The following is a 21565-nucleotide window of genomic DNA, read 5'->3' on the forward strand; positions in this document are numbered from 1 at the left end:
AAAGGGGCGCCTTAAGGCCGCGTTTTAGCGGCCGCGACCGCCGGAACGGTGCGATGCTGCCGAACGCGGCGCATTGCCGCCACGGTTGCCACCACCGCCGCCGCCCGCTGGCCCGGCGCTGCGTGGCTTGGCGCCGCTGCCGCCGGTTTTTACGCGCACCACGGCGCCAGCTGGCGCGCGGCTGTTGTTGCGGTGGCCGCCGGTGCCGCTGCGCAATTGCACAGGCTGGGCGCGAGCGTTCAGGTCTGGCTCGAAGCCTTCGATGACTTCGCGCGGCAGGGTTTGCTTGATCAGCTTTTCAATGTCTTTCAACATTTCGTGCTCATCCACGCAGACCAGCGACACGGCTTCACCCTTGGCGCCGGCGCGACCCGTGCGGCCGATACGGTGCACATAATCTTCCGGAATGTTCGGCAAGTCGTAGTTGACGACGTGCGGCAACTGATCGATGTCGATACCGCGCGCGGCGATGTCAGTGGCGACCAGTACTTGCAATGTGCCATCCTTGAACTCGGACAGTGCGCGCGTGCGCGCCGACTGGCTTTTGTTGCCGTGGATGGCCAGGGCGCCGATGCCGTCCGCACCCAGTTGCTCGACCAGTTTATTGGCGCCATGCTTGGTGCGCGTAAATACCAGCACTTGCGTCCAGTTGTTCGACTTGATCAGGTAGGACAGCATCGGGTGCTTCTTGTCGCGGTCGACCGGATGGATCTTTTGCTTGATCACTTCCACGGTCGAATTGCGGCGCGCCACTTCGATCATAGCTGGCTTGTTCAGCAAGCCATCGGCCAGGGCCTTGATCTCTTCCGAGAACGTGGCCGAGAACAGCAGGTTCTGACGTTTTGGCGGCAGCACGGCCAGCACTTTCTTGATGTCGCGGATGAAGCCCATGTCGAGCATGCGGTCGGCTTCGTCGAGAATCAGGATTTCCACTTTCGACAGGTCAACCGTGCCCTGGCCCATGTGGTCCAGCAAACGGCCCGGCGTGGCGACGAGGATGTCGACGCCGTGCTTGAGCTGTTTGATTTGCGGGTTGATGCCGACGCCGCCGAAGATCACGGTGGAGTTCAATTTGGTGTACTTGCTGTAGGCGCGCACGCTTTCCTCGACCTGCGCGGCGAGTTCGCGCGTCGGTGCCAGGATCAGGGCGCGGATCGGGCGCGTCGAAGTGGTGCTGGTGATGGACGCGCCATTCGCGTCGGTCGACAGACGGTGCAGCACGGGCAGGGTAAAGCCGGCCGTCTTGCCGGTACCGGTTTGTGCGCCGGCCAGCAAGTCGCCGCCAGCCAGCACGGCGGGAATCGCCTGCGACTGGATGGGGGTCGGCACGGTGTAGCCGTGTTCGGTAACGGCACGTACGATAGCGTCGGACAATCCGAGGGAGGAAAAGGACATGGTAACTTTATTGTGAGATCGGCCTGTCGCCGTCGTGAGGCGCCAGTCGCAGGCAATCAGATTAGGGGTCGAAAGACAGCGGCAAGGGGACTGGTCATATGTGCCGCACACGCGAAGTATAACAGCATGGCAAAAAACCGCCGATTTTGTTTCAGGTGCGCAAGGCCACAGGTAAAGGAAGTGCATGCCTATGGCGCGCTCACCATGCGCATTAATGACTAATATTGGTGCTAGCACTCCATGCGCGGGTCTTGCCGTGGTGCCGGGGTGCTCACTCCTGGAGCAATATCATGCGTATCGCCGATCTTCGCATCGCCAGCCGCCTGTATGGCGGTTTCGGCAGCATCGTTCTGTTGCTGGTCGCCCTGGTCAGCGTCGCCACGCTGAATGTCTCGCGGCTGGCCGACGCCACTGCCATTAATACCCATACTTACCAGGTGCTCGCTGAAAACAGCGCGATCCTGGAGAGCCTGATTAATATGGAAACTGGCCAGCGCGGCTACGTCATCACGGGCGAGGAAGCGTCGCTGGACTCATACAAGGAAGGGCAGGCCGCGTTTGGCACGCACCTGGCGGCGGCGCGCGCCTTGACCAGTGATAGCCCGGCCCAGCAGGAGCGCCTGGCGAAGCTCGATGCTGCCAAGCAAGCCTGGCTGGCCGCTGCGCTCGATCCCGTGATCGCCATGCGGCGTGCCGTGGTGCACGGCACGGCGACCATCGAGCCTGTGTTGGCGCGGGTGAAGGAGGGCAGGGGCAAGCGTGGCATGGATACCATGCGGGCGCTGCTTGGCGAGATCAGCCAAGTGGAAGTGGGCTTGCTGGCCCAGCGCACGGCAGCGGCAGCGGCCCTGCAGGTGCGCACGCGCTGGACTTTACTGGGCGGCGGTGCGGCGGCGCTGGTCCTGGCCGTCCTGCTCGCCTATTGGCTGGCGCGTAACATCAGTGCGCCCTTGCGCTCGGCGATCGACATCGCCCGGCAGTTGGCGCAGGGCGATTTGACGGTGCAGGTGGAGGTGCATTCGAAGGATGAGACGGGCGAGCTGATGCAGGCCTTGAAAGAGATGGCGGCCAGCTTGCTGAACATCGTCACGCAAGTGCGCGGCGGCACGCAGGCCATCGCCACGGCGTCGCGCCAGATCGCCGCGGGCAATAGTGACTTGTCTGCACGCACGGAGCAGCAGGCCAGTTCGCTGGAAGAGACGGCCTCGTCGATGGAGGAGCTGACCAGCACGGTACAGCAAAACGCGCACAGTGCCAGCGAGGCCAACGGCTTGGCGGCGTCGGCTTCTGTCGTGGCAGGCAAGGGCGGCAGCGTGGTGGCGCAAGTGGTCGATACCATGGGCTCGATCAACGATTCATCGCGCAAGATCGTCGACATCATCGGCGTGATCGACGGCATTGCCTTCCAGACGAATATCCTGGCCCTGAACGCGGCCGTGGAGGCGGCCCGGGCGGGCGAGCAGGGGCGCGGCTTTGCCGTCGTCGCCACCGAGGTGCGCAACCTGGCACAACGTTCGGCTGCCGCCGCGAGGGAAATCAAGACCCTCATCAACGACTCGGTGGCGCAGGTGGAGAGCGGCGCGCGCCTGGTCGACGAGGCCGGTCACACGATGCGCGAGATCGTCGATAGCGTGCACAGGGTCAGCAGCATTGTCGGGCAGATCTCGGCCGCCAGCGACGAGCAACGGGCTGGCATCGAGCAAGTCAACCAGGCGATCAGCGAAATGGACCAGGTGACCCAGCAAAACGCTGCGCTGGTGGAAGAGGCTGCCGCAGCGGCTGAATCGATGCAGGAGCAGGCTGCCCGGCTGGCCGAGGTGGTGAGCGTGTTCAAGACGGCGCAGGTGGACGCCGCACCGCTGGCGCCGCGCCGCAAGCCAGCGAGCGCTGGCGCACGCTGGTCGGCGCGTCCGCCTGCCACGGCGTCGCGCCCCGCAGCCAAGGTGTTGCCGACTAAGACGCCGCCACCGCGCAACGTGCAGGCGGGCGACGGCTCACGTCTCGCCAAAAATGACAAATGGGAAGAGTTCTAGTCAGCGCTCTCGCCTTGGGCGCCTCGCAGGCCTAGTCATCGATCTCTTCGACGGTGTAGCTCATGCCACTGGCATCGAGGTAGGCGCGCAATGATGCCAGTGCGTGCCAGGGATCGGCGCGCAGGTGCTGGCAGATATACAGGCCGGCGTCCGTCAAGCGGATATCGGTTTCGGGCAGGGCGGCGTCGGGCGCGTCGGGTGCTTGCGACCGTGTGGCCAGCAGTTGCGCGATGTGCTGGCGCTGCTCCTGCGTCAGGCCGGCCGTAATTCTGAATTCAAATCCCATGTTTTCTCCCGGTGTTGTGGCGCGCCGATGCGCGTAATTTTAATCATCGAAAAAATCGTATATAGCTTGGCATTCTTTCCGTTTTTGTTTTCAAGATGTCTCGTTCATACTGCATCGCACTGGTCTGGCATGCAGCAAATGCGCCAGTTTACGGGCGGAAACGCCACGAAAGTAATACATTTTATATATTCAATTATTTTCACAAAGGAAAACATCATGCCTATCGCTACCGCCCAAGCTGCACAAAAACTGCTGACGCCAAATGATCATACCCTGATCATGATCGATCACCAGTCGCAGATGGCGTTCGCTACCCGCTCCATCGACCTGGCCCTGCTGCGCAACAATGCGGCTCTGGTGGCCAAGGCGGCGGCGCAATTCAAGGTGCCGACGATCCTCACCACCGTGGCCGCCAAATCGTTCTCCGGCCCTATCTTTGATGAAATCCAGACGGTCTTCCCCGCACAGGCACCGATCGACCGCACGACCATGAATACTTGGGAAGATGCGCGCATCGCCGACAAGGTGAATGGCTACGCCAAGGGCAAGATCGTGCTGGCCGGCCTGTGGACGTCTGTTTGCATCGTGGGTCCCGCGCTGTCGGCGCTGGAACAGGGATTCGAGGTGTATGTGATCGCCGACGCCAGCGGCGACGTGTCCGACGAAGCGCATGCGATGGCCATGCAGCGCATGCTGCAGGCGGGTGCGCAGCCGATGACGTCGGTGCAATACTTGCTCGAACTGCAGCGTGACTGGGCCCGCAGCGACACCTACAACGAGACGGTGGCGACGGCCGTGGCGCACGGCGGCGGCTATGGCCTGGGCTTAATCTACGCCAAATCCATGTTCAACGCCAGCGAAGGCCATTGATGGCTCCTTAATTGCTCATAGACATGATTTGTCCCCGCCGCTTGCCGGCGGGGCAAGTTTTAGCATCTGATTTCGGAGATTTAGCATGAGCGCAAGCATGATTTTACACAATGGCCGTTTCCACACGGTCGACAGGACGCAGCCGCTGGCGTCCGCCGTTGCCATCGCCGACGGCAAATTTCTCGCCGTGGGCGACCTTGAAGACGTGATGCGCCATCGCGGCCCGGCCACGCAGGTGATCGACCTGCACGGCCGCACGGTCATTCCCGGCCTGAACGACTCGCATTTGCACCTGATACGCGGCGGCTTGAACTATAACCTCGAATTGCGCTGGGAAGGCGTGCCCTCGCTGGCCGACGCCTTGCGCATGCTGAAAGAACAGGCGCTGCGCACGCCGAACCCGCAATGGGTGCGCGTGGTGGGCGGCTGGACCGAATTCCAGTTTGCGGAAAAACGCATGCCGACCCTGGATGAAATCAACGCCGCCGCGCCCGACACGCCCGTCTTCATCCTGCATCTGTACGACCGCGCCCTGCTGAACCGCGCCGCCTTGCGCGCCGTCGGCTACGATAAAAATACGCCGAACCCGCCAGGCGGCGAGATCGTGCGCGACGCAGCCGGCAACCCCACGGGCTTGCTGATCGCCCGGCCCAACGCCATGATTTTATATGCGACCCTGGCGAAAGGCCCCAAGTTGCCGCTGCAATTGCAAGTCAATTCCACGCGCCAGTTCATGCGCGAACTGAACCGCCTGGGCATCACCAGCGCTATCGACGCCGGTGGTGGCTTCCAGAATTATCCCGAGGATTACGCCGTCGTCGATGAACTGGCGAAAAAAGAGCAACTGACCATCCGCATCGCCTACAACCTGTTTACGCAAAACAAGGGCGCCGAGCTGCAAGACTTTCAGAAGTGGACCGGCATGCTGAAACCGGGCGACGGCACGGACTTCTTGCGCCACAACGGCGCCGGCGAAATGCTGGTGTTTTCCGCCGCCGACTTCGAGGATTTCATCGAGCCGCGCCCCGAACTGGCCGCTGGCATGGAAGACGAGCTGGAAAAGGTCGTGCGCCACCTGGTCGAGCAGCGCTGGCCATTTCGCCTGCATGCCACCTATGACGAATCGATCAGCCGCATGCTCGACGTGTTCGAAAAGGTTAACCGCGATACGCCGTTCGCCGGCTTGCACTGGCTGTTCGACCACGCGGAAACCATCAGCCTGAAAAATATCGACCGCGTCAAGGCGCTGGGTGGCGGCCTGGCCATCCAGCACCGCATGGCTTTCCAGGGCGAGTATTTTGTCGAGCGCTACGGCGCCCACGCTGCCAGGGCTACGCCGCCCGTGCAGCGCATGCTGGACGCGGGCGTGCCCGTGGGCGGCGGCACCGATGCCACCAGGGTCGCCAGCTATAACCCCTGGACGGCGCTGTACTGGCTGGTATCGGGGCGCACCGTGGGCGGCCTGGCCCTGACGGATGCAGCGGGCAGATTGTCGCGCGACACGGCGCTGGAGCTGTGGACGGCGGGCAGTGCCTGGTTTTCCAGCGAGCAGGGCAAGAAGGGACGCATCCGCGAGGGCATGCTGGCCGACCTGGCCGTATTGTCGGCCGATTATTTCATGGTGTCGGAAGAGGCGATCAAGTCCATCGAATCCGTGCTGACCGTGGTGGGCGGCAAAATCGTCTATGGCCAGGGGCCATTTTCTTCGCTGGCGCCGCCTTCGATTCCCGTGTTGCCCGAATGGTCGCCCGTGCGCACCGTGCCGGGCCATTACCGTGCTGCGGCCACGCCGGCGCAAGCGTTGCTGCCGCACCAGTGCGCGGGCGCCTGCGGCGTGCATGCGCATGCGCACGACCGGGCGCGCAAGTCGGTCGTGCCGATTTCCGATTTTTCCGGCTTTTGGGGCGCGCTCGGGTGCAGCTGCTTCGCTTTCTAGGGGAACTTCATGCAATACAAAAAAGTGATTTTGGGGCTGCTGCTGGCCTTTGTCGTGGGCTTCGTCTGCCAGTTGGCGCACATCCCCGTGCCGGCGCCGCCAGTGCTGGGCGCTGCGCTGCTGGTGTTTCTGACTAGCTGCGGCTATTGGCTGACGGGCCTGTACCTTGAGCGCCGCGCACCAGCACAAGCGCAGCGGGAGGCGCCATGAACGTCATGCTGGCCGGCGCCGTGCTCGGCGTGCTGGTGGGCGTCGTGTGTCGCCGGTTCGACCTGCCATCGCCCACGCCACCCACGCCGACAGGCGCGGCGATGGTGGTGGCCATGACTTTGGGCTTTGTCGTGGCCGGGCATGTCAGTCCCTGAACGTAAAAAAACCGGCCTAGGCCGGTTTTTTCAGTATGCCGCGTGCGCGACGCCGATGCTTAACCTTACGCGAAAGGCGTCAGCAAGGTAATCATCTGGCCAAAGATCTTCGGGCTGGCGGCAATCACGTCACCCTTGTACAGGTAGTCCGATTCGCCGGAAAATTCACCGACGATACCGCCCGATTCCGTGATCATCAGGGCGCCGGCAGCGATATCCCAGGGCTTCAAGCCTTTTTCGTAGAAGCCATCGAGGCGACCGCAAGCGACGTAAGCCAGGTCCAGCGCGGCCGAGCCGGCGCGACGTACGCCCTGGCTGCGTTCACCCATGATCGCGTACATCTTCAGGTATTCATCGAGTGCGCGGGCGCTGCCTGCCACGTAGCCGGTGCCCAGCAGGGCGTTCGAGATGCGGTCCAGCTTGGTGACGCGGATGCGTTTTTCATTCAGGTAGGCGCCGGCGCCCTTGGTGGCTGTAAACAGGTCGTTGCGTACCGGGTCGTAGATGACGGCTTGCGTGACGACGCCGCGATGCGCGAGCGCGATCGAGATGCAGTACTGCGGGAAGCCGTGGATAAAGTTGGTGGTGCCATCGATCGGGTCGATGATCCATTGAAATTCATTCTCGTCATGGCTATTGGCGGAAGCTCCCGATTCCTCAGCCAGGAACGCGTGGTCCGGGTAGGCTTTGGACAGCACCTCGATGATGGCTTGTTCGGCCGCCTGGTCGACGTCGGTGACGAAATCGTTATGTTGTTTTTCCGTGACGACGACGCGGTCGAGGTCAAAAGAGGCGCGGTTGATGACGGCGGCGCCGCGGCGGGCGGCTTTGATCGCCGTGTTGAGCATTGGGTGCATGTGAGCTTCCGTTAAAAGCACGCGACCGCCCAGCGTCGCCTTTCGGCGCCGGTACGATAGAGTGCAAGAATGAATTAAAGAGCGGAGCGGTGTCGAACTGCTTAAAATCCCGGCCCGGCGTCAGCGTTTTGTGACTCCGTTTCCCGAAATTTTCTGTATCGATACCGCGCAATAGCGCTATTTTAAATGAATCTACCGGAAACCAACACGTCTCTTTTCAAGCGTCTGCGATTTATTCTTGCTGAAGCTAGTCGTCCTGGCAACATTAGCGGCGTTGTACGCGCCATGAAAACGCTGACTTAAGCGTTATACAATGGAACGCCTTTGCCGATGCAGCTTTCACGTCATTCGTCGCATCGTATGTAGAAAATGCGCAGAAAATGCGCAGAAATGTGAATTTTTAAATTGAATATGTCACGATTTATATCGCTGTGCAGGCAATTTTTCCTCAGGGCGCGGCGACTTGCTTGCCGGTTGCACGAGTTGGCCGTTCCAGGCGACGACCCATCGCGCCGCCTGTCCTTTTTCTTGCCGACTTCTCGCGTTAAGGAAACGCTCCATGGCCAAGTTAAGCCGAAGCTGGGCATACATTTTTCTCATACCGCACGTGTCACAATCACCGCCATTCCCGACTGTTGTCTGCATCAATACGATAGGCGCTTTCTTCATTTGCTCGACTCAAGTTAATTGCAATGTGCACGGTTCGGCCGGACGGCCATCATGTCTTGGGTGCGCCAGTTAGTTACCGGACAGGGGTGACTAATATATTGATACAAAAATTATAGCAGTTGCCGCGCAAAATTGCTTGATTGCTACCATTTATTCGACGGTTGATATGAAGCCTTAAGCCAGACCTCTGGCTCACTGCATCTCACAGCGCATACTTTGGGGCGTGTTCAGACGGCGGGTGTCGGGTACACCGACATTGGGCGACAGTTGTTGGCAGCATGGAGGGCCAACGGCCAAGTCATTTTGTTGAAAAGCCTTTGCAGTAACGCTTTTCAGGCAGTCTGGCAGGCGGTACGCGTCAAAACAGTGATTGCCTAGTTGTGCCAAGTGTTTCTCATTTACAATGTCCGCACGCGTGCGACATCGAGTATATCGAACATGAAACAGCCTATCTCCCCCATGCGCATGAATCTGTACTTGATACTCGCTACGATCATTATGCATGGGCTGATGATGTTGGCGAACGAACTCTTCTTTGCGAGAGCACAATTCCTGAAAGGCATCGGGTGGATTTATTTGCCCGCCGGTACGCGCCTCTTGTGCACGCTGCTGTTCGGCAGGTCGGGCGCGGTTGGCTTGCTGATCACCGGATGGTTCGCCTGCTACTGGTACTACTTTCCAGGCGATCCGTTGCGAGCGACGATGGGCGCGATTGCGGGGGCCATTGGCCCTTATCTGGTCTACGTGATCGCGCAAGAGCGATTGGGCTTACGCGCTTCGTTGACGAACCTGACGCCTCAGCGGCTGTTGCTGTGCGCCGTCGGCTGCTCGCTTGCGAGTCCGCTATTGCACCACCTCTGGTTTGCCATACGTGATGACCCTCACTTGATGAGTGGCTTTGCCGTGATGTTTGTCGGTGACTTAATGGGGACATTGATCGTGGTGTACACGGCCAAAGGCGTGCTTGCGCTATTGCCCCCGCCTGCGTATTCTCGTTGATCAGTCATTTGCGTGCTAGAATTTATAGCAGTAAAGACTGTCGCTTGAGCCGACAATTACACAGTAGTTTACAACCGCGCCATGACAACTCCTAAACGCCCCGCCGACATCTATATGCGCTTCCTGCAATTAGCAGAGGCATTACGTGGTTTGCCATCCCTGCCGTCGCTCGATCCCTTGGAAGAGCGTATTTTGGGTATCATTGCGCGTGCCGGACAGGAGCAGCAGCGGCTCTCCGTACGCGACATGATGGGAAAAAAAGAGTTAGGCTCACCGGCGACACTGCACAGTCGGCTGACCTCCATGCGCGAGAAGGGCTGGATCATGCTGTCCGACACCGACGACGCGCGCCGCAAGCAAATCGAGCTTACGCAGGCTGCGTTACTGCATTTTGACAAGCTCTCCAAGTGCCTGCAGCAGGCGACAAAACTCGCTTGAGCAACAAGGAGAGCAACAAGGAGACCAACAGCATTGTCGTCTAAATTGTTTTGTAATTTATAGCGGCATGTGATGGTTGACGTCAGCCTGGCAATATCGAAAAGTGCGGCGGGTGAAATGGCTGAGCGAGACCTTGATGCGGTTCTGGCTCCAGACGATGGTGATCCTGTCGCTCTGGCATGAAAGATCAAAAAAATTAAATAAAATACAATTTTAAAAATTAGGAACAAGTGCGGCTGCACAGGCGAGTACGGGGTAAAATCGAGCCTTGTGGGGCAAAGTAGCGGTCAATTCGCTGTCATCCCCTTGTTTATTGATACTGCACAATGTGCCCCTTAAATGAATCTGCCTGAAACCAACACGTCTCTTTTCAAACGCCTGCGATTTATTCTTGTAGAAACTAGTCGTCCTGGTAACATTGGCGGCGTCGCGCGCGCCATGAAAACGATGGGGTTTTCCGATCTGGTGCTGGTCAACCCGCGTTTTCCCGATGCCTTGACGGATGCCGAAGCGGTGGCCTTCGCCAGTGGCGCGCAGGATATATTGTCTGGCGCGCGCATTGTCGGCTCGATTGCCGAAGCGCTCGAAGGCTGCAATTACGCGGCCGCCGTCTCGGCCCGCCTGCGCGAATTTTCTCCGCCCGTCACGGCCCCGCGCGCCATTGCGGCGCAGCTCGTCGCCAGCGCTGACCTGCATGCCGCCGTCATCTTCGGCAATGAGCGCTTCGGCTTGCCCAACGAGATCGTCGAGCAGTGCAATGTGCTGATCAATATACCCGCCAATGCCGAGTATTCATCGCTCAATCTGTCGCAGGCGGCGCAAGTCGTCGCCTATGAATGTCGCGTGGCCGCTCTTGGCGACGGGCAGATCGCCAGTGCCGTCGGTTTCCATGGCGACGCGGCCAGCCTGGCGCAGGTCGACGGCATGTACGATCACTTGCAGCAGGCGCTGGTGGCCATCGATTTCCTCGATGCCGACAACCCGAAAAAACTCATGCCCCGCTTGAAACGCCTGTTTTCGCGCACGGGACTGGAGACGGAAGAAGTCAACATCCTGCGCGGCATCGCGCGCCATATCCTGGCAATGGCCAAAAAAGCATCCTGATCGAGATCTGGCGGCCGCGCCAGTGCATTCCATTGCTCGCTTGCTCGCCATCTCCAAGGCGCCCAGTTCGCGCCGCGCAGCCGTCTCCGCCGCAGGCCATCGCCTGGCTCGAAGGCGCGCATGGCCGATGCTTTCAGTCGAAAAAATAGATGCGGTGCTCTAAGTTTTGCGTGCAGGCAAGCACTTCCTTTGGCGTACACTGGTTTGCAAAAGGCTGTACAAAACAAGGGGAGACAAAGTGGTGGAGACATGCTGATGCGACGCAGATCGTTTCTGAAATTGGGCGTGCTCGGCGCCTGCGCGCTGGCCGTCGGCGGCGCCGCATACCGTGCGCTGCGGGGGCCTGCGCCGCCGGGCCGCTTCGTGCTCGATGGCGAGGCGCGTGCGGCGCTGACGGCCATCGTGCCGGCCATGCTGGGCGAGGCCTTGCCACCGGCCGGCGCTGCGCGCAGCAAGGCCCTCGATGGCGCCATCGCCGGCGTGGACACGGCCATTCATGGCCTGCCCCTGGCGGCGCAGCAGGAAGTGCAAGACCTGTTTGGTTTGCTGGCGCTGGCGCCCGCACGGCGTTTCGTCGCCGGCGTTGACCAAGGCTGGCCCGGGGCCGACCCGGCCCAAGTCGCCGCCTTCCTGCAGGCGTGGCGCACGCACCGCCTGGCCACCCTGCAGACGGCTTATCTGGCGCTGCACGACCTGATCCTTGGCGCTTGGTACGCCGATGCCTCCCACTGGGCCGCCATCGGCTACCCGGGACCGCTGCCTGAATTGAGTTGACAAGGCCATCATGAGCACATCTCCCATTCCCGACCCTATCGCCATCGGCGTTGCCAGCGGCTGGAACGTCACCGACGCCAGCACCTTGAGCGCCGAGCGCACCTTCGAAGCGGACGTCGTCGTCATCGGCACCGGCGCTGGCGGCGGCGTGACGGCGGAAATCCTCGCGCTGGCCGGCTTGAAAGTCTTGCTTGTCGAAGAGGGCGGCCTGAAGTCTTCGAAACACTTCAAGATGCGCGAAGCCGATGCGTATCCCACTTTGTACCAGGAATCGGCCGCGCGCAAGACGCGCGACAAGGCCATCAACATCTTGCAGGGGCGCACCGTCGGCGGTTCCACTACCGTCAACTGGACCTCGAGCTTTCGCACGCCGCCCGGCACCCTGGAATACTGGCACAAGCACTTTGGCTTGGCAGGCTATGGCGTCGATGCGATGGCGCCGTGGTTCGCCATGATGGAAAAACGCCTGCACGTGAGCGACTGGGCCGCGCCACCGAACGAAAACAACGACTTATTGCGCCGTGGCGCCACGGCGCTGGGCATCCCCACGGCAGCCATCCGGCGCAATGTGAACGGTTGCTGGAACCTCGGCTACTGCGGCATGGGGTGCCCGACCAATGCCAAGCAGTCGATGCTGGTGACGACGATCCCCTCGGCGCTGGCGCTGGGCGCGGGCCTGCTCGTGCATGCGCGTGCCGAACGTTTCATCTTCAAGGGCGAGCGCATCGACAGCCTGCAAGTGAGCGCGCTCGATGCCAGCGGCCAGGCACCGACGGGCGTACGCCTGAGCGTCAAGGCGAAGCATTTTGTGCTCGCTGGCGGCGCCATCAACTCGCCGGCACTGCTGTTGCGCTCGCAGGCACCTGACCCGCATGGCTTGCTGGGCCGGCGCACCTTTTTGCATCCGACGGTGATTTCGGCGGGCCTGTTCCCTCAGCGCGTCGATGCCTATGCGGGCGCGCCGCAGACGATTTATTCCGACCATTTCCTGCACGTGGCGTCCATCGACGGTGCTATCGGCTACAAGCTCGAAGCGCCGCCCTTGCATCCGCTGCTGATGGCTACCACGATGGGCGGCTTCGGCGATGAACATGCGCGCACCATGCGCGAATTCCCCCATGTGCAGGGCTTGCTGGCGCTGCTGCGCGACGGTTTTCACCACGATTCCGTGGGCGGCAGCGTGTCCATCGACAGTTTCGGCGCGCCCGTGCTCGACTATCCGCTCACGCCTTTTATGTGGGATGGCGTGCGGCGCGCGCTGTTGTCGATGGCCGAAATCCAGTTCGCCGCCGGTGCGAAAAGCGTGTATCCCGTGCACGAGCTGGCCAGCCACTACACCAGCTGGGCGCAGGCGAAACAGGCCATCAATGCCTTGCCATTGAAGGCGCTGCTGACGCGCGTGGTGTCGGCCCACGTGATGGGCGGCTGTACCATGTCGGACGATGCGCGCTTGGGCGTGACCGGTGTCGATGGGAGCTACCACGGCGTGCGCAACTTGTCTGTACACGACGGTTCGTTGTTTCCCACCTCGATCGGCGCCAATCCGCAACTGACGATCTATGCGCTAGCGGCGCGCCTGGCCAGCGGCCTGGCGCAAGCGATGACCGGCAAGCCGGCCCCCGTACCCATGCCCGCCCCAGCGAAGGCATGATCGCGCGCATCCTCAAGTGGCTGATGCTGCTGCAGGTATTGGCCGTGCTGGGGTTCGCCTATCTGCTCATGCATGCCTGGGGCATCGCTTCGCCCGGCATCGCCGTGCTGCTGGCGCTGACCATGTTGCTGGCCATGCGTGCGCTGATCGAGGCATACAATTTTCGCCTGAGCCGGCGCCTTGGCAGCCCGGTGCCAGCGCAGTATCAGCTTGGCGTACAGGGCGCCGCGCGTCTGTTCCTGGGCGAATTGCGCGCTACCTTGTGGACCTCGTCATGGGGCATGCTGCGCCCGCGCCTGCACGCGCCAGACGCCGCCACGGATGCTTGCGGTTTGCCGGTGCTGCTGATCCACGGCTATGTCTGCAACCGCGGCTACTGGACGCCACTGAGTCGCCAGCTGGCGCGGGCAGGCATCGCGCATGACGCCGTCGACCTGGAGCCCATATTTGCCGATATCGAGGATGTCGTACCGCAAGTGGCGCGCGCCGTCGAAGCGTTGTGCGTCCGCACGGGCAGCGAGCGCGTCATCATCGTTGCCCACAGCATGGGCGGCTTGGTGGCGCGCGCCTGGCTGCGCCGCTACGGCGCCGCCCGCGTGGCGCGCATCATCACCATCGGCACGCCGCACCACGGTACGGTGCTGGCCAACTTGGCGACGGGAACGAATGCATGCCAGATGCGCCGCAGTCATGGCGCACTGGGCGGCGCGCCGCACGCCTGGCTGGTGCAGCTGGCCGCCAGCGAGACACCGGAACTGCGCGCCTTGATCACCTCGATGTATTCGCATCACGATAATATTGTCGCGCCGCAAACTTCCGCCCACTTGCCCGGTGCGCGCAATCTGGCCTACGGCGGCATCGGCCATGTGGCGCTGGCCAGCGATCCGTGCGTGCTGCACCAGCTCTTGGCGGAAATCACTACCAAGCACGAAGTCGCGCAGCCCCTTTCTTGCGCCCATTTTTCCTGAATCTTGTTGTGTTTTGTCTGCATGGCGAGACGCTCTCTTTGAACGCTGCTGTTGCCCGGCTTTAACAGCCCCAGGGCCAGAAAGTGCTGTTTTCCACTGGTGTCCTGTATTAAGCTAGTATTGCGAAGGTGATGACTAGCAATGATTGCCGAGGCCGTATGCGCCGTTCCGTTCAGATACGCATGTGAGATATTTTGCGTCGATGTATGGCAAAATATTGTAGGATTAGCATGGTGCCGTACAAGCGCAATGATGAGGGCAGTCACATAATGAGTCTATGCAGTTTTCCTGGGGGTGCTAATTGTCTGCACGTATCCTGATTATCGAAGATAACGCCACCAATATGGAATTGATGGCGTACCTGCTGCGTGCCTTCGGGTACACGCCGCTGGCCGCCTATGACGGCGAAGAAGGCGTGCGCATGGCGCGCAGCGAATTGCCGGACTTGATCATTTGCGACGTGCATTTGCCCAAGCTCGATGGCTATGGCGTGGTGGCGCAACTGAAGAAAGACACGCTGCTGTGCAAGATCCCGGCCCTGGCCGTGACGGCGCTGGCCATGGTGGGCGACCGCGAACGCCTGCTTGAAGCGGGTTTCAATGGGTATATCGGCAAGCCGATCGAGCCGGACCTGTTCGTGGCGGAGCTGGAATCTTTTTTGCCCGGGGCGCCGTCGACGCCAGTTAAAAACGACATAGCGACCATCTTGATCGTTGACGATCATGTGTTGAACCGTGAATTCCTGACCGCTCTGCTTGGCTACGGCGGCCACCGCCTGCTGCAGGCGGGGAACGGCGCCGATGCGCTCGAAGTGCTGCGCACCGAGCGGCCGGACCTGATCATCTCCGACATCCTCATGCCGAACATGGACGGTTACGAATTCGTCACGCGCGTGCATGCCGATCCCGCGCTGAGCGACGTGCCCATCATTTTCTATACTGCCACGTACCGAGAGCAGGAAGCGATCTTGCTGGCGCAGGCGTGCGGCGTACGCTGGGTGTTGCCCAAGCCGTCCGACCCCGAGCTTATCTTGCGCACGGTCGACGAGGCGCTGGGACTGCTGCCGGCGTCCCCCCAGGTGTCCGCTGTGCCAGGCGCGGGCGGCGGTGCGGCCTCTCTCGCCACTGGCCAGCTGGCCGACATCGAGCACCAGGTCAGTGGCTACCTCGACGAAGTCGAGTCTAGCAGTCAGCAGATTTCGCAGTTGGCCAGCCAGCGCGAAGGCCACGCCGCCATGCCCGAAGACCTGAGCATCATGACGGAGCGCCTGTCGCGCTCTTTGTCGAGCCTGCAGGCGGTCAGTCTGCGCCTGACGGCCTTGATCGAGCTGGGCATCAAGCTGGGCGAAGAGCGCGACCCGCGCGCCTTGATCGAGGCGGGCTGCAAGGTGGCGCAGAATATCTGCGTCTCCAAGTACGCCTGCATAGGCGTACTCGAAGAGGGTGCCGAAAAGCTCAGTTATTTTTCCTCCTGCGGCGCCGAGAAAAGCCTTGAGTGCATCGCCAGCGCGCCGCGCGCGGGTATCCTGAGCCGCTTGCTGGAACAGCGCCAGCCTTGCCGTGTGAATGGTTTGAAGGGTGACCCTGGCGCGCTGGGACTGCCCGACACGCATCCGCCCGTGCACTCCTTCCTGGGCGTTGCCATCGCCTCGCGCGAGCGCAGCCATGGCTGGTTGTACCTGGTCGACAAGCTGGGCGCGAACGAGTTTTCGGAAGTCGACGAGCGGGTCGCTGCCACGGTGGCGGCGCAGATCGCCGTCGCCTATGACAACCTGCTGCTGTACGAGGAGATCAAGCGCCATCACGAGCAGCTGACCCTGGACATGGCGGCGCGCATCCGCCTCGATGAAGACTTGCGCCGTTTCCGCCTGGCCATGGATGCCACGGCCGATGCGATTTTCCTCGTTGACCGCGCCGGTATGTGCTTCGTCGATGTCAACCAGACTGCCTGCCGCATGTTGGGCTTTGAACGCGAGGATTTCCTGCGCGTGGGGCCGAAGGGCGCGAACGAGGGCGAGATCCAGCTGGAAGAGCTCTACAGCAAGCTGTTGGCGGGCGACCAGACCGGCCCGATGACGGAATTGCAGCTGCATCGCAAGGATGGCTCGCCGCTGTCGGTGGAAGTGCAGCGGCGCACCCTGCGCTCGGGACAGAGCTGGATCCTGGTGGCCGTGGCGCGCGACATCACCGAGCGCAAGGATGCCGAGCAGCGCCTGATTAAGCTGGCCCATTTCGATACCTTGACGGGCTTGCCGAACCGCAGCCATTTTTATGCCTCACTGACCCATTCGCTGTCTCAGGCGCAGGAGCACCAGTGGGCCGTGGCCGTGCTGTTCATGGACATTGACCGCTTCAAAAATATCAACGACACCCTGGGCCATGCCATCGGTGATGACCTGCTGCGCCAGTTTTCCAGCCGCCTGGTCGATTGCCTGCGCGTGCGCGATACCATCGGCCGCTTTGGCGGCGATGAGTTCGCCACCATCCTGGTGCTGCCTGAAGGCGCCCAACACGCCGTGGGCGTGGTCGACAAGATCCGCGAAGCGATGCGCAAGCCCTTCGACTTGCAGGGGCACGAGGTGACGGTGACGGTGAGTATCGGTATTTCCGTGTTCCCCGAAGACGGCGTCGATGCCGACACCCTGATTCAGTATGCCGACACGGCCATGTACCGCGCCAAGGATTCCGGGCGCGACGCCTTCCGCTTCTTCACGGCGGAAATGAATGTGCAATCGATGGCGCGGATGGACATGGAAAATGCCCTGCGGCGTGCCATCGACAATGGGGAATTCGTTTTGTTCTTCCAGCCCAAGGTGAACATCCTCTCGGGGCGCGTCAGCGGCGCCGAGGCGCTGATACGCTGGCGTCGTCCCGGCCATGGCATGGTATCGCCGGCCCTGTTCATCCCGCTGCTGGAAGAAACGGGGCTGATCGTGCGCGTCGGTAACTGGGTGCTTGACGAAGCGTGCAAGAAGATCAGCGAGTGGGGTGCCAGCAGCTTCGGTCCTGTGCACCTGTCGGTGAATGTGTCGGGCATCCAGTTTTTCGTCGGTGGCCTGGAAGAAGAGGTGCTCAAGGCGATCAGCAAGTACGATATCGCGCCCGATCTGCTGGAACTGGAGCTGACGGAAAGCTCGCTGATGTCGAACGCCGAGGAAACCATCGCTGTGCTGCGCAACCTGAAGTCGCTCGGCATCCAGATTTCCATCGATGATTTCGGCACCGGCTATTCCAGCCTGGCCTACCTGAAGCGTTTCCCCATCGACAAGCTGAAGATCGACATCGCCTTCGTGCGTGAAGTGACCAGCAACCCTGACGACGCGGCCATCGTGCTGGCCATCATCAGCATGGCGCACAGCATGAAGCTGGAAGTGATCGCAGAAGGCGTGGAAAACGATGCGCAGCTGGCTTATTTGCGTCGTCATGGCTGCGACGAGATGCAGGGCTATTATTTCAGTCGGCCCTTGCCACAGGAAGAATTCGAGCAGATGTTGATGGCCGGCAAGCTGCTGCAGGCGCCGCAGGATGCCGATAGCGATGAGCAGCAAACCTTGCTGATCGTCGACGACGATGTCTTCATGCTCGACGTGCTCAGCGACTTCCTGGCGCAAGACGGCTACCGCATCCTGACGGCGCAGACCGCCGCCGCGGGTTTCGACATCCTGGCGCGCCTCAAGGTGCAGGTAATCCTGTGCGACCAGTGCATGCCGCTCATGAGCGGCACCGAATTCATGGAGCGGGTCAAGCACCTGTGCCCCGATACCTTCCGCATCATGTTGTCGGCTTTTGCCGACCTGACGCCCATCATGGCGGCCATCAACCGTGGCGCCGTCGACCGTTTCTATACCAAGCCCTGGAAAGGCGCCGTGCTGCGCGAGAATATCCGCGAAGGCTTCCGCTTGCACAAGCTGCTGCATGGCCCGGTGAAAGCGGCGGCCTAGGCGCTTGCCACTGCGTGCGCTGGCGCGCGTTGAGACGCAGTTTTCTATCGCATTAGACGCCCGTCTCTAGTTTTGCTCACTAGAATAAAAATCACCCATGAAGTGGCATGGCCTTGCAGATGACGGGAGCTGGCGATGGTGAAGAAATTGAAAGAGTTGACGCAAGACCAGGAATTGATGAGTGCGGTGCGTTCGTCCGCGCAGCAGATTTGGCAAGCGGGCCTCGGTGCCTACGCCAAGGCGCAGGAAGAGGGCGGGCGCGTGTTTTCCAAGCTGGTGAAGGAGGGCTCGCAATTCCAGCGGCGCACCGAAGACAAGGTGGGCGATGTCAGCGATAGCGTCAGCAAGCTGGCCGATGGCGTGGGCAAGCAGGCCAGCGGCTCCTGGGACAAGCTGGAACAGGTGTTTGAAGAGCGCGTGGCGCGTGCCCTGGCCACCATCGGCGTGCCGACGCAAAACGATATCGTCGCACTGCACGCCAAGATCGATGCCTTGAGCTCGCAGGTGGCAGCGCTGACGGGCAAGGCCGCGCCGGCGCCCAAGTCCAAGCTTGTGCCCAAGCCCGCCGTGAAGGGGGCGCCGAAAGCCATACCGAAAGCGGCGCCGAAAGCGGCCGTCGCCAGGGCTCCGGCCAAGCTGGCAGCGGTGGCCGCACCGCGCGCCGCAGCCAAGTCTACGAGCAAGCCCACGAGCAAGCCAGTGAGCAAGCCTGTTGCGACAGCGGCGGCGAAGAAAAAAACAGCGCCCGCCTGAGTTGGTGCAGCATTGCTCCGGCCGGCGCGTGCGGGCTTTTTTTGCCTGCGTTTTTCGCCGGTGCCGTGGGGCAGAGTGTTTCATTGCAGCTATCTTAGGTGGTATGCTTGCGGCAGAACACAGAGAGATTGCCCGTTATGCCACAAAAAGTACCACGCCGTACCCGCGAACGCATCCTGGAGTTGTCGCTACGTCTGTTTAATGAGTTTGGTGAGCCGAATATCACGACGACCGTGATTGCGGAAGAGATGAATATTTCGCCGGGAAACCTGTACTACCACTTCCGCAACAAGGACGACATTGTCAATTCGATCTTCGTCCAATTCGAGGCGGAAATCGAACGCATCCTGACCGTGCCTGACGGGCGCCGCTCGAATATCGAGGATGTCTGGCTGTACCTGCACCTGATGTTCGAACTGATCTGGCGCTACCGCTTTTTCTATCGCGACCTTAATGATCTGCTGTCGCGCAACCGCAAGCTGGAATTGCATTTCAAGCTGATCCTGGCGCACAAAATTAAGGTCGCTACGCAGCTGTGCGAAGATTTGCGCAGCGAACAGTCTTTGGAAGCGTCGGACATGGAAGTGGCTGCCATGGCGACAAATATGGTGGTCGTTGCTACCTACTGGCTGTCGTACGAATATGTGCGCAACCCGCGCAAGTACAGCGAGCAGCAATCGATGTCCGATGCGCTGGCGCGCGGCTGCTATCAAGTGTTGTCCCTGATCGGGCCGTATCTGCGCAATGAAACGCATTTGCTGTTTCGCAAACTCTCGGAAGAGTATGTGACCAAACTCAACAACGACTGAGCGTGCCGCTGCGGCTAAGCGGCAAGTCGTTATTTACAGGAGACATGTATGGCTTGGAAACAATTTCCCTATCCTGAAGAAGCATATGTCTACACGCCGCATACGCTGGAGGCAGCCTGGGCGCGCCTGCATGCGGGCGATGTGGAACCGTTTCCCACGCACCCGGCGCTGGTGCAGGCCTGGCTGGCTTTCCATGCGGGCGACTTCGAGCGCGCCGTGAAGCTGGGCTTGGCCGTCGGCGTGCCCGGCTATGCGGTGGCGCATAAGGCGACCTGTATCTATGCCACGCACCTGGAAGTGCAAGATAGCCAGAAACTCGACATGTATGAAGCAGTCGCGGAGCGCTGCGAGCGCCAGCAAAGCGAGCAGCCCGATAACCCGGCCGGCTACTACTGGCATGCTTATAGTCTGGGCCGCTATGCGCTGGGCACGTCTGTCGTCAAGGCCTTGGCGCAGGGTATGGGCGCGCGCGTACGTAACAGCCTGGACCGCACGATGACGGTGGCGCCGATGCATGCGGAAGCGCATATCGCGTTTGGAATTTATCATACGGAAATTATCGATAAGGTCGGCAGCATGATCGGCAGCCTCACCTATGGCGCCAACAAGGAAGATGGCTATCAGCACTTCAAGACGGCGCTGGCCCTGACGCCGCATTCGGCGCTGGCGCACAGCGAATATGCGCGCGCCTTGAATATGCTTGACGGAAAGAAAAAGCTGGCGGAAGCGCTGGCCCTGTATGAAAAGGCGGCTCAGTGCGTCGCACTGGACGCCAAGGAACGCCTCGATATCGAGGTGGCTATCGACGAATTGAAAGATTAAGGATTACCGTGATCAAGGCTTTATGTGTGTACTGTGGCGCCAACGCGGGCGTCTCGCCGGACTATGCCGTGGCGGCGCGGGAACTGGCGCGCGTGCTGGTGGCGGAAAATATTTCACTGGTGTATGGGGGTGGCAAGGTTGGCCTGATGGGTGTGATCGCCGATGAAGTGCTGCGCCTGGGAGGCGAGGTGACGGGCGTGATTCCCACCCAACTGGTCGAACGCGAAGTGGGTCACACGGGCTTGACGCGCCAGTTCATCGTGAAGGACATGCATGAGCGCAAGGCGATGATGGCCAGCCTGTCCGATGCCTTTATCGCCATGCCCGGCGGTTATGGCACGCTGGAAGAGCTATTCGAGATGCTCACGTGGGCCCAACTGGGACTGCACGCCAAGCCTATCGGCTTGCTCAATGTCGAGCGTTTTTATGATGGCTTGCTGGCCTTCGTGGAAAATGGCAGGGAGCAGGGCTTCATCCGCCCGCAGCACGCAGCTTTCCTGAATGCCGATGCCGATCCGGCAGCGCTGGTACAGCGCTTGAAGGATAGCGCACCCTAGTGTGCGTGCGTCGATGCCAAGCCCGACAGCCATGCCCTGGAAAGCGCATGGCTTTTTTATTGCCACACGAAAATTTTGGACCGGAACAATATTAAAGTTGCCAATTCATCTATAGTGCTTCTCAGTAGACATGTTTTTTTGAAATCTAAAATATCTTTTATATACGACGGTGCCAAGCTAGTGTTGTCCAAAAGACAGATATATCGGACGTCCGCCGCGGCTCGCCTGAGTTTCCTGCGACAACGTGCAGGTAGTGCAAAGTGCCACAACCTTGCTGCTTGCCCATCTTGAAAGCATGTTATTTTGAAAGCTATGACCCTCTTGCGCACGGCTGCCGTC

19 protein-coding genes are annotated in these 21565 nt (G+C 60.8%); 16 read left to right on the forward strand and 3 right to left on the reverse strand.

Going from position 1 to position 21565, the window contains the following annotated elements:
• Window positions 1–24 precede the first annotated feature (24 nt).
• Complete coding sequence (locus ACQ4V8_RS10100; RefSeq protein WP_010396472.1) at window positions 25–1395, reverse strand: DEAD/DEAH box helicase; 1371 nt, start codon at window positions 1393–1395, stop codon at window positions 25–27.
• 290 nt (window positions 1396–1685) lie between these two features.
• Here ACQ4V8_RS10100 and ACQ4V8_RS10105 point away from each other — a divergent pair, with 290 nt between their 5' ends.
• Complete coding sequence (locus ACQ4V8_RS10105; RefSeq protein ID WP_436571389.1) at window positions 1686–3428, forward strand: methyl-accepting chemotaxis protein; 1743 nt, start codon at window positions 1686–1688, stop codon at window positions 3426–3428.
• A 31-nt stretch (window positions 3429–3459) separates the two neighbouring features.
• Here ACQ4V8_RS10105 and ACQ4V8_RS10110 read toward each other — a convergent pair whose 3' ends face one another.
• Window positions 3460–3714: a hypothetical protein gene (locus ACQ4V8_RS10110; protein ID WP_436571390.1), complete on the reverse strand. Its 255-nt coding sequence runs from the start codon at window positions 3712–3714 to the stop codon at window positions 3460–3462.
• A 216-nt stretch (window positions 3715–3930) separates the two neighbouring features.
• On the opposite strand from ACQ4V8_RS10110, the gene ACQ4V8_RS10115 reads away from it, so the two are divergent.
• The 4 genes from ACQ4V8_RS10115 (at window position 3931) to ACQ4V8_RS10130 (ending at window position 6885) form a co-directional block, all read left to right on the forward strand.
• Window positions 3931–4584, forward strand: a complete 654-nt coding sequence (locus tag ACQ4V8_RS10115; protein ID WP_436571391.1) for a hydrolase — start codon at window positions 3931–3933, stop codon at window positions 4582–4584.
• An 85-nt stretch (window positions 4585–4669) separates the two neighbouring features.
• Window positions 4670–6520 (forward strand): amidohydrolase, encoded by a 1851-nt coding sequence (locus ACQ4V8_RS10120; protein WP_436571392.1) that lies wholly within the window; start codon window positions 4670–4672, stop codon window positions 6518–6520.
• A 9-nt stretch (window positions 6521–6529) separates the two neighbouring features.
• Window positions 6530–6730, forward strand: a complete 201-nt coding sequence (locus tag ACQ4V8_RS10125; protein ID WP_196856453.1) for a DUF1427 family protein — start codon at window positions 6530–6532, stop codon at window positions 6728–6730.
• Window positions 6727–6885, forward strand: coding sequence for a XapX domain-containing protein (locus tag ACQ4V8_RS10130; protein WP_010396486.1), 159 nt, complete (start codon window positions 6727–6729; stop codon window positions 6883–6885). Before ACQ4V8_RS10125 ends, ACQ4V8_RS10130 begins: the two co-directional genes overlap by 4 nt.
• Before the next feature lie 65 nt (window positions 6886–6950).
• On the opposite strand, the gene ACQ4V8_RS10135 is transcribed toward ACQ4V8_RS10130, so the two are convergent.
• Window positions 6951–7733 carry an inositol monophosphatase family protein gene (locus tag ACQ4V8_RS10135; RefSeq protein ID WP_010396489.1) on the reverse strand — a complete coding sequence of 261 codons (783 nt, stop codon included), beginning with the start codon at window positions 7731–7733 and terminating at the stop codon, window positions 6951–6953.
• A 1116-nt stretch (window positions 7734–8849) separates the two neighbouring features.
• Here ACQ4V8_RS10135 and ACQ4V8_RS10140 point away from each other — a divergent pair.
• The 11 genes from ACQ4V8_RS10140 (at window position 8850) to ACQ4V8_RS10190 (ending at window position 21226) form a co-directional block, all read left to right on the forward strand.
• The gene (locus tag ACQ4V8_RS10140; protein ID WP_261980691.1) at window positions 8850–9410 is read left to right on the forward strand and encodes a hypothetical protein; all 561 of its coding nucleotides are present in this window, start codon (window positions 8850–8852) and stop codon (window positions 9408–9410) included.
• A gap of 81 nt (window positions 9411–9491) precedes the next feature.
• The gene (locus tag ACQ4V8_RS10145) at window positions 9492–9848 is read left to right on the forward strand and encodes a MarR family transcriptional regulator (protein ID WP_070345429.1); all 357 of its coding nucleotides are present in this window, start codon (window positions 9492–9494) and stop codon (window positions 9846–9848) included.
• A gap of 339 nt (window positions 9849–10187) precedes the next feature.
• Window positions 10188–10952, forward strand: a complete 765-nt coding sequence (locus ACQ4V8_RS10150) for an RNA methyltransferase (RefSeq protein WP_029496276.1) — start codon at window positions 10188–10190, stop codon at window positions 10950–10952.
• A gap of 249 nt (window positions 10953–11201) precedes the next feature.
• Complete coding sequence (locus ACQ4V8_RS10155) at window positions 11202–11726, forward strand: hypothetical protein (protein ID WP_010396498.1); 525 nt, start codon at window positions 11202–11204, stop codon at window positions 11724–11726.
• Window positions 11727–11736: 10 nt separating this feature from the next.
• Window positions 11737–13377 (forward strand): GMC family oxidoreductase, encoded by a 1641-nt coding sequence (locus ACQ4V8_RS10160; RefSeq protein ID WP_070345428.1) that lies wholly within the window; start codon window positions 11737–11739, stop codon window positions 13375–13377.
• Window positions 13374–14345 carry an esterase/lipase family protein gene (locus ACQ4V8_RS10165; protein WP_436571393.1) on the forward strand — a complete coding sequence of 324 codons (972 nt, stop codon included), beginning with the start codon at window positions 13374–13376 and terminating at the stop codon, window positions 14343–14345. Before ACQ4V8_RS10160 ends, ACQ4V8_RS10165 begins: the two co-directional genes overlap by 4 nt.
• 301 nt (window positions 14346–14646) lie before the next feature.
• Window positions 14647–18285: an EAL domain-containing protein gene (locus ACQ4V8_RS10170; protein ID WP_010396504.1), complete on the forward strand. Its 3639-nt coding sequence runs from the start codon at window positions 14647–14649 to the stop codon at window positions 18283–18285.
• A 135-nt stretch (window positions 18286–18420) separates the two neighbouring features.
• The gene (locus tag ACQ4V8_RS10175; protein WP_436571394.1) at window positions 18421–19038 is read left to right on the forward strand and encodes a phasin family protein; all 618 of its coding nucleotides are present in this window, start codon (window positions 18421–18423) and stop codon (window positions 19036–19038) included.
• A gap of 137 nt (window positions 19039–19175) precedes the next feature.
• A complete protein-coding gene (locus tag ACQ4V8_RS10180) occupies window positions 19176–19847 on the forward strand; it encodes a TetR/AcrR family transcriptional regulator (protein ID WP_010396509.1) in 672 nt (223 codons plus the stop codon).
• A gap of 48 nt (window positions 19848–19895) precedes the next feature.
• Complete coding sequence (locus tag ACQ4V8_RS10185) at window positions 19896–20669, forward strand: tetratricopeptide repeat protein (RefSeq protein ID WP_010396511.1); 774 nt, start codon at window positions 19896–19898, stop codon at window positions 20667–20669.
• Between the two features lie 11 nt (window positions 20670–20680).
• Entirely contained in the window at window positions 20681–21226 is a 546-nt protein-coding gene (locus tag ACQ4V8_RS10190) for an LOG family protein (RefSeq protein WP_070346517.1), read from the forward strand.
• Window positions 21227–21565: the final 339 nt, after the last annotated feature.

The sequence above is a fragment of the Janthinobacterium paucivorans genome (assembly GCF_051380805.1).
Taxonomy (GTDB): Bacteria; Pseudomonadota; Gammaproteobacteria; order Burkholderiales; family Burkholderiaceae_D; genus Janthinobacterium; species Janthinobacterium lividum_D.

What these genes read in the sequence shown, in the direction of transcription:
- ACQ4V8_RS10120 (WP_436571392.1), top strand. Translation starts at nt 4,670, where the DNA reads ATGAGCGCAAGCATGATTTTACACAATGGCCGTTTCCACACGGTCGAC.
- ACQ4V8_RS10140 (WP_261980691.1), top strand. Translation starts at nt 8,850, where the DNA reads ATGAAACAGCCTATCTCCCCCATGCGCATGAATCTGTACTTGATACTC.
- ACQ4V8_RS10100 (WP_010396472.1), bottom strand. Translation starts at nt 1,395, where the DNA reads ATGTCCTTTTCCTCCCTCGGATTGTCCGACGCTATCGTACGTGCCGTT.
- ACQ4V8_RS10165 (WP_436571393.1), top strand. Translation starts at nt 13,374, where the DNA reads ATGATCGCGCGCATCCTCAAGTGGCTGATGCTGCTGCAGGTATTGGCC.
- ACQ4V8_RS10125 (WP_196856453.1), top strand. Translation starts at nt 6,530, where the DNA reads ATGCAATACAAAAAAGTGATTTTGGGGCTGCTGCTGGCCTTTGTCGTG.
- ACQ4V8_RS10150 (WP_029496276.1), top strand. Translation starts at nt 10,188, where the DNA reads ATGAATCTGCCTGAAACCAACACGTCTCTTTTCAAACGCCTGCGATTT.
- ACQ4V8_RS10175 (WP_436571394.1), top strand. Translation starts at nt 18,421, where the DNA reads ATGGTGAAGAAATTGAAAGAGTTGACGCAAGACCAGGAATTGATGAGT.
- ACQ4V8_RS10135 (WP_010396489.1), bottom strand. Translation starts at nt 7,733, where the DNA reads ATGCTCAACACGGCGATCAAAGCCGCCCGCCGCGGCGCCGCCGTCATC.
- ACQ4V8_RS10130 (WP_010396486.1), top strand. Translation starts at nt 6,727, where the DNA reads ATGAACGTCATGCTGGCCGGCGCCGTGCTCGGCGTGCTGGTGGGCGTC.
- ACQ4V8_RS10115 (WP_436571391.1), top strand. Translation starts at nt 3,931, where the DNA reads ATGCCTATCGCTACCGCCCAAGCTGCACAAAAACTGCTGACGCCAAAT.
- ACQ4V8_RS10105 (WP_436571389.1), top strand. Translation starts at nt 1,686, where the DNA reads ATGCGTATCGCCGATCTTCGCATCGCCAGCCGCCTGTATGGCGGTTTC.
- ACQ4V8_RS10155 (WP_010396498.1), top strand. Translation starts at nt 11,202, where the DNA reads ATGCTGATGCGACGCAGATCGTTTCTGAAATTGGGCGTGCTCGGCGCC.
- ACQ4V8_RS10180 (WP_010396509.1), top strand. Translation starts at nt 19,176, where the DNA reads ATGCCACAAAAAGTACCACGCCGTACCCGCGAACGCATCCTGGAGTTG.
- ACQ4V8_RS10160 (WP_070345428.1), top strand. Translation starts at nt 11,737, where the DNA reads ATGAGCACATCTCCCATTCCCGACCCTATCGCCATCGGCGTTGCCAGC.
- ACQ4V8_RS10110 (WP_436571390.1), bottom strand. Translation starts at nt 3,714, where the DNA reads ATGGGATTTGAATTCAGAATTACGGCCGGCCTGACGCAGGAGCAGCGC.
- ACQ4V8_RS10185 (WP_010396511.1), top strand. Translation starts at nt 19,896, where the DNA reads ATGGCTTGGAAACAATTTCCCTATCCTGAAGAAGCATATGTCTACACG.
- ACQ4V8_RS10145 (WP_070345429.1), top strand. Translation starts at nt 9,492, where the DNA reads ATGACAACTCCTAAACGCCCCGCCGACATCTATATGCGCTTCCTGCAA.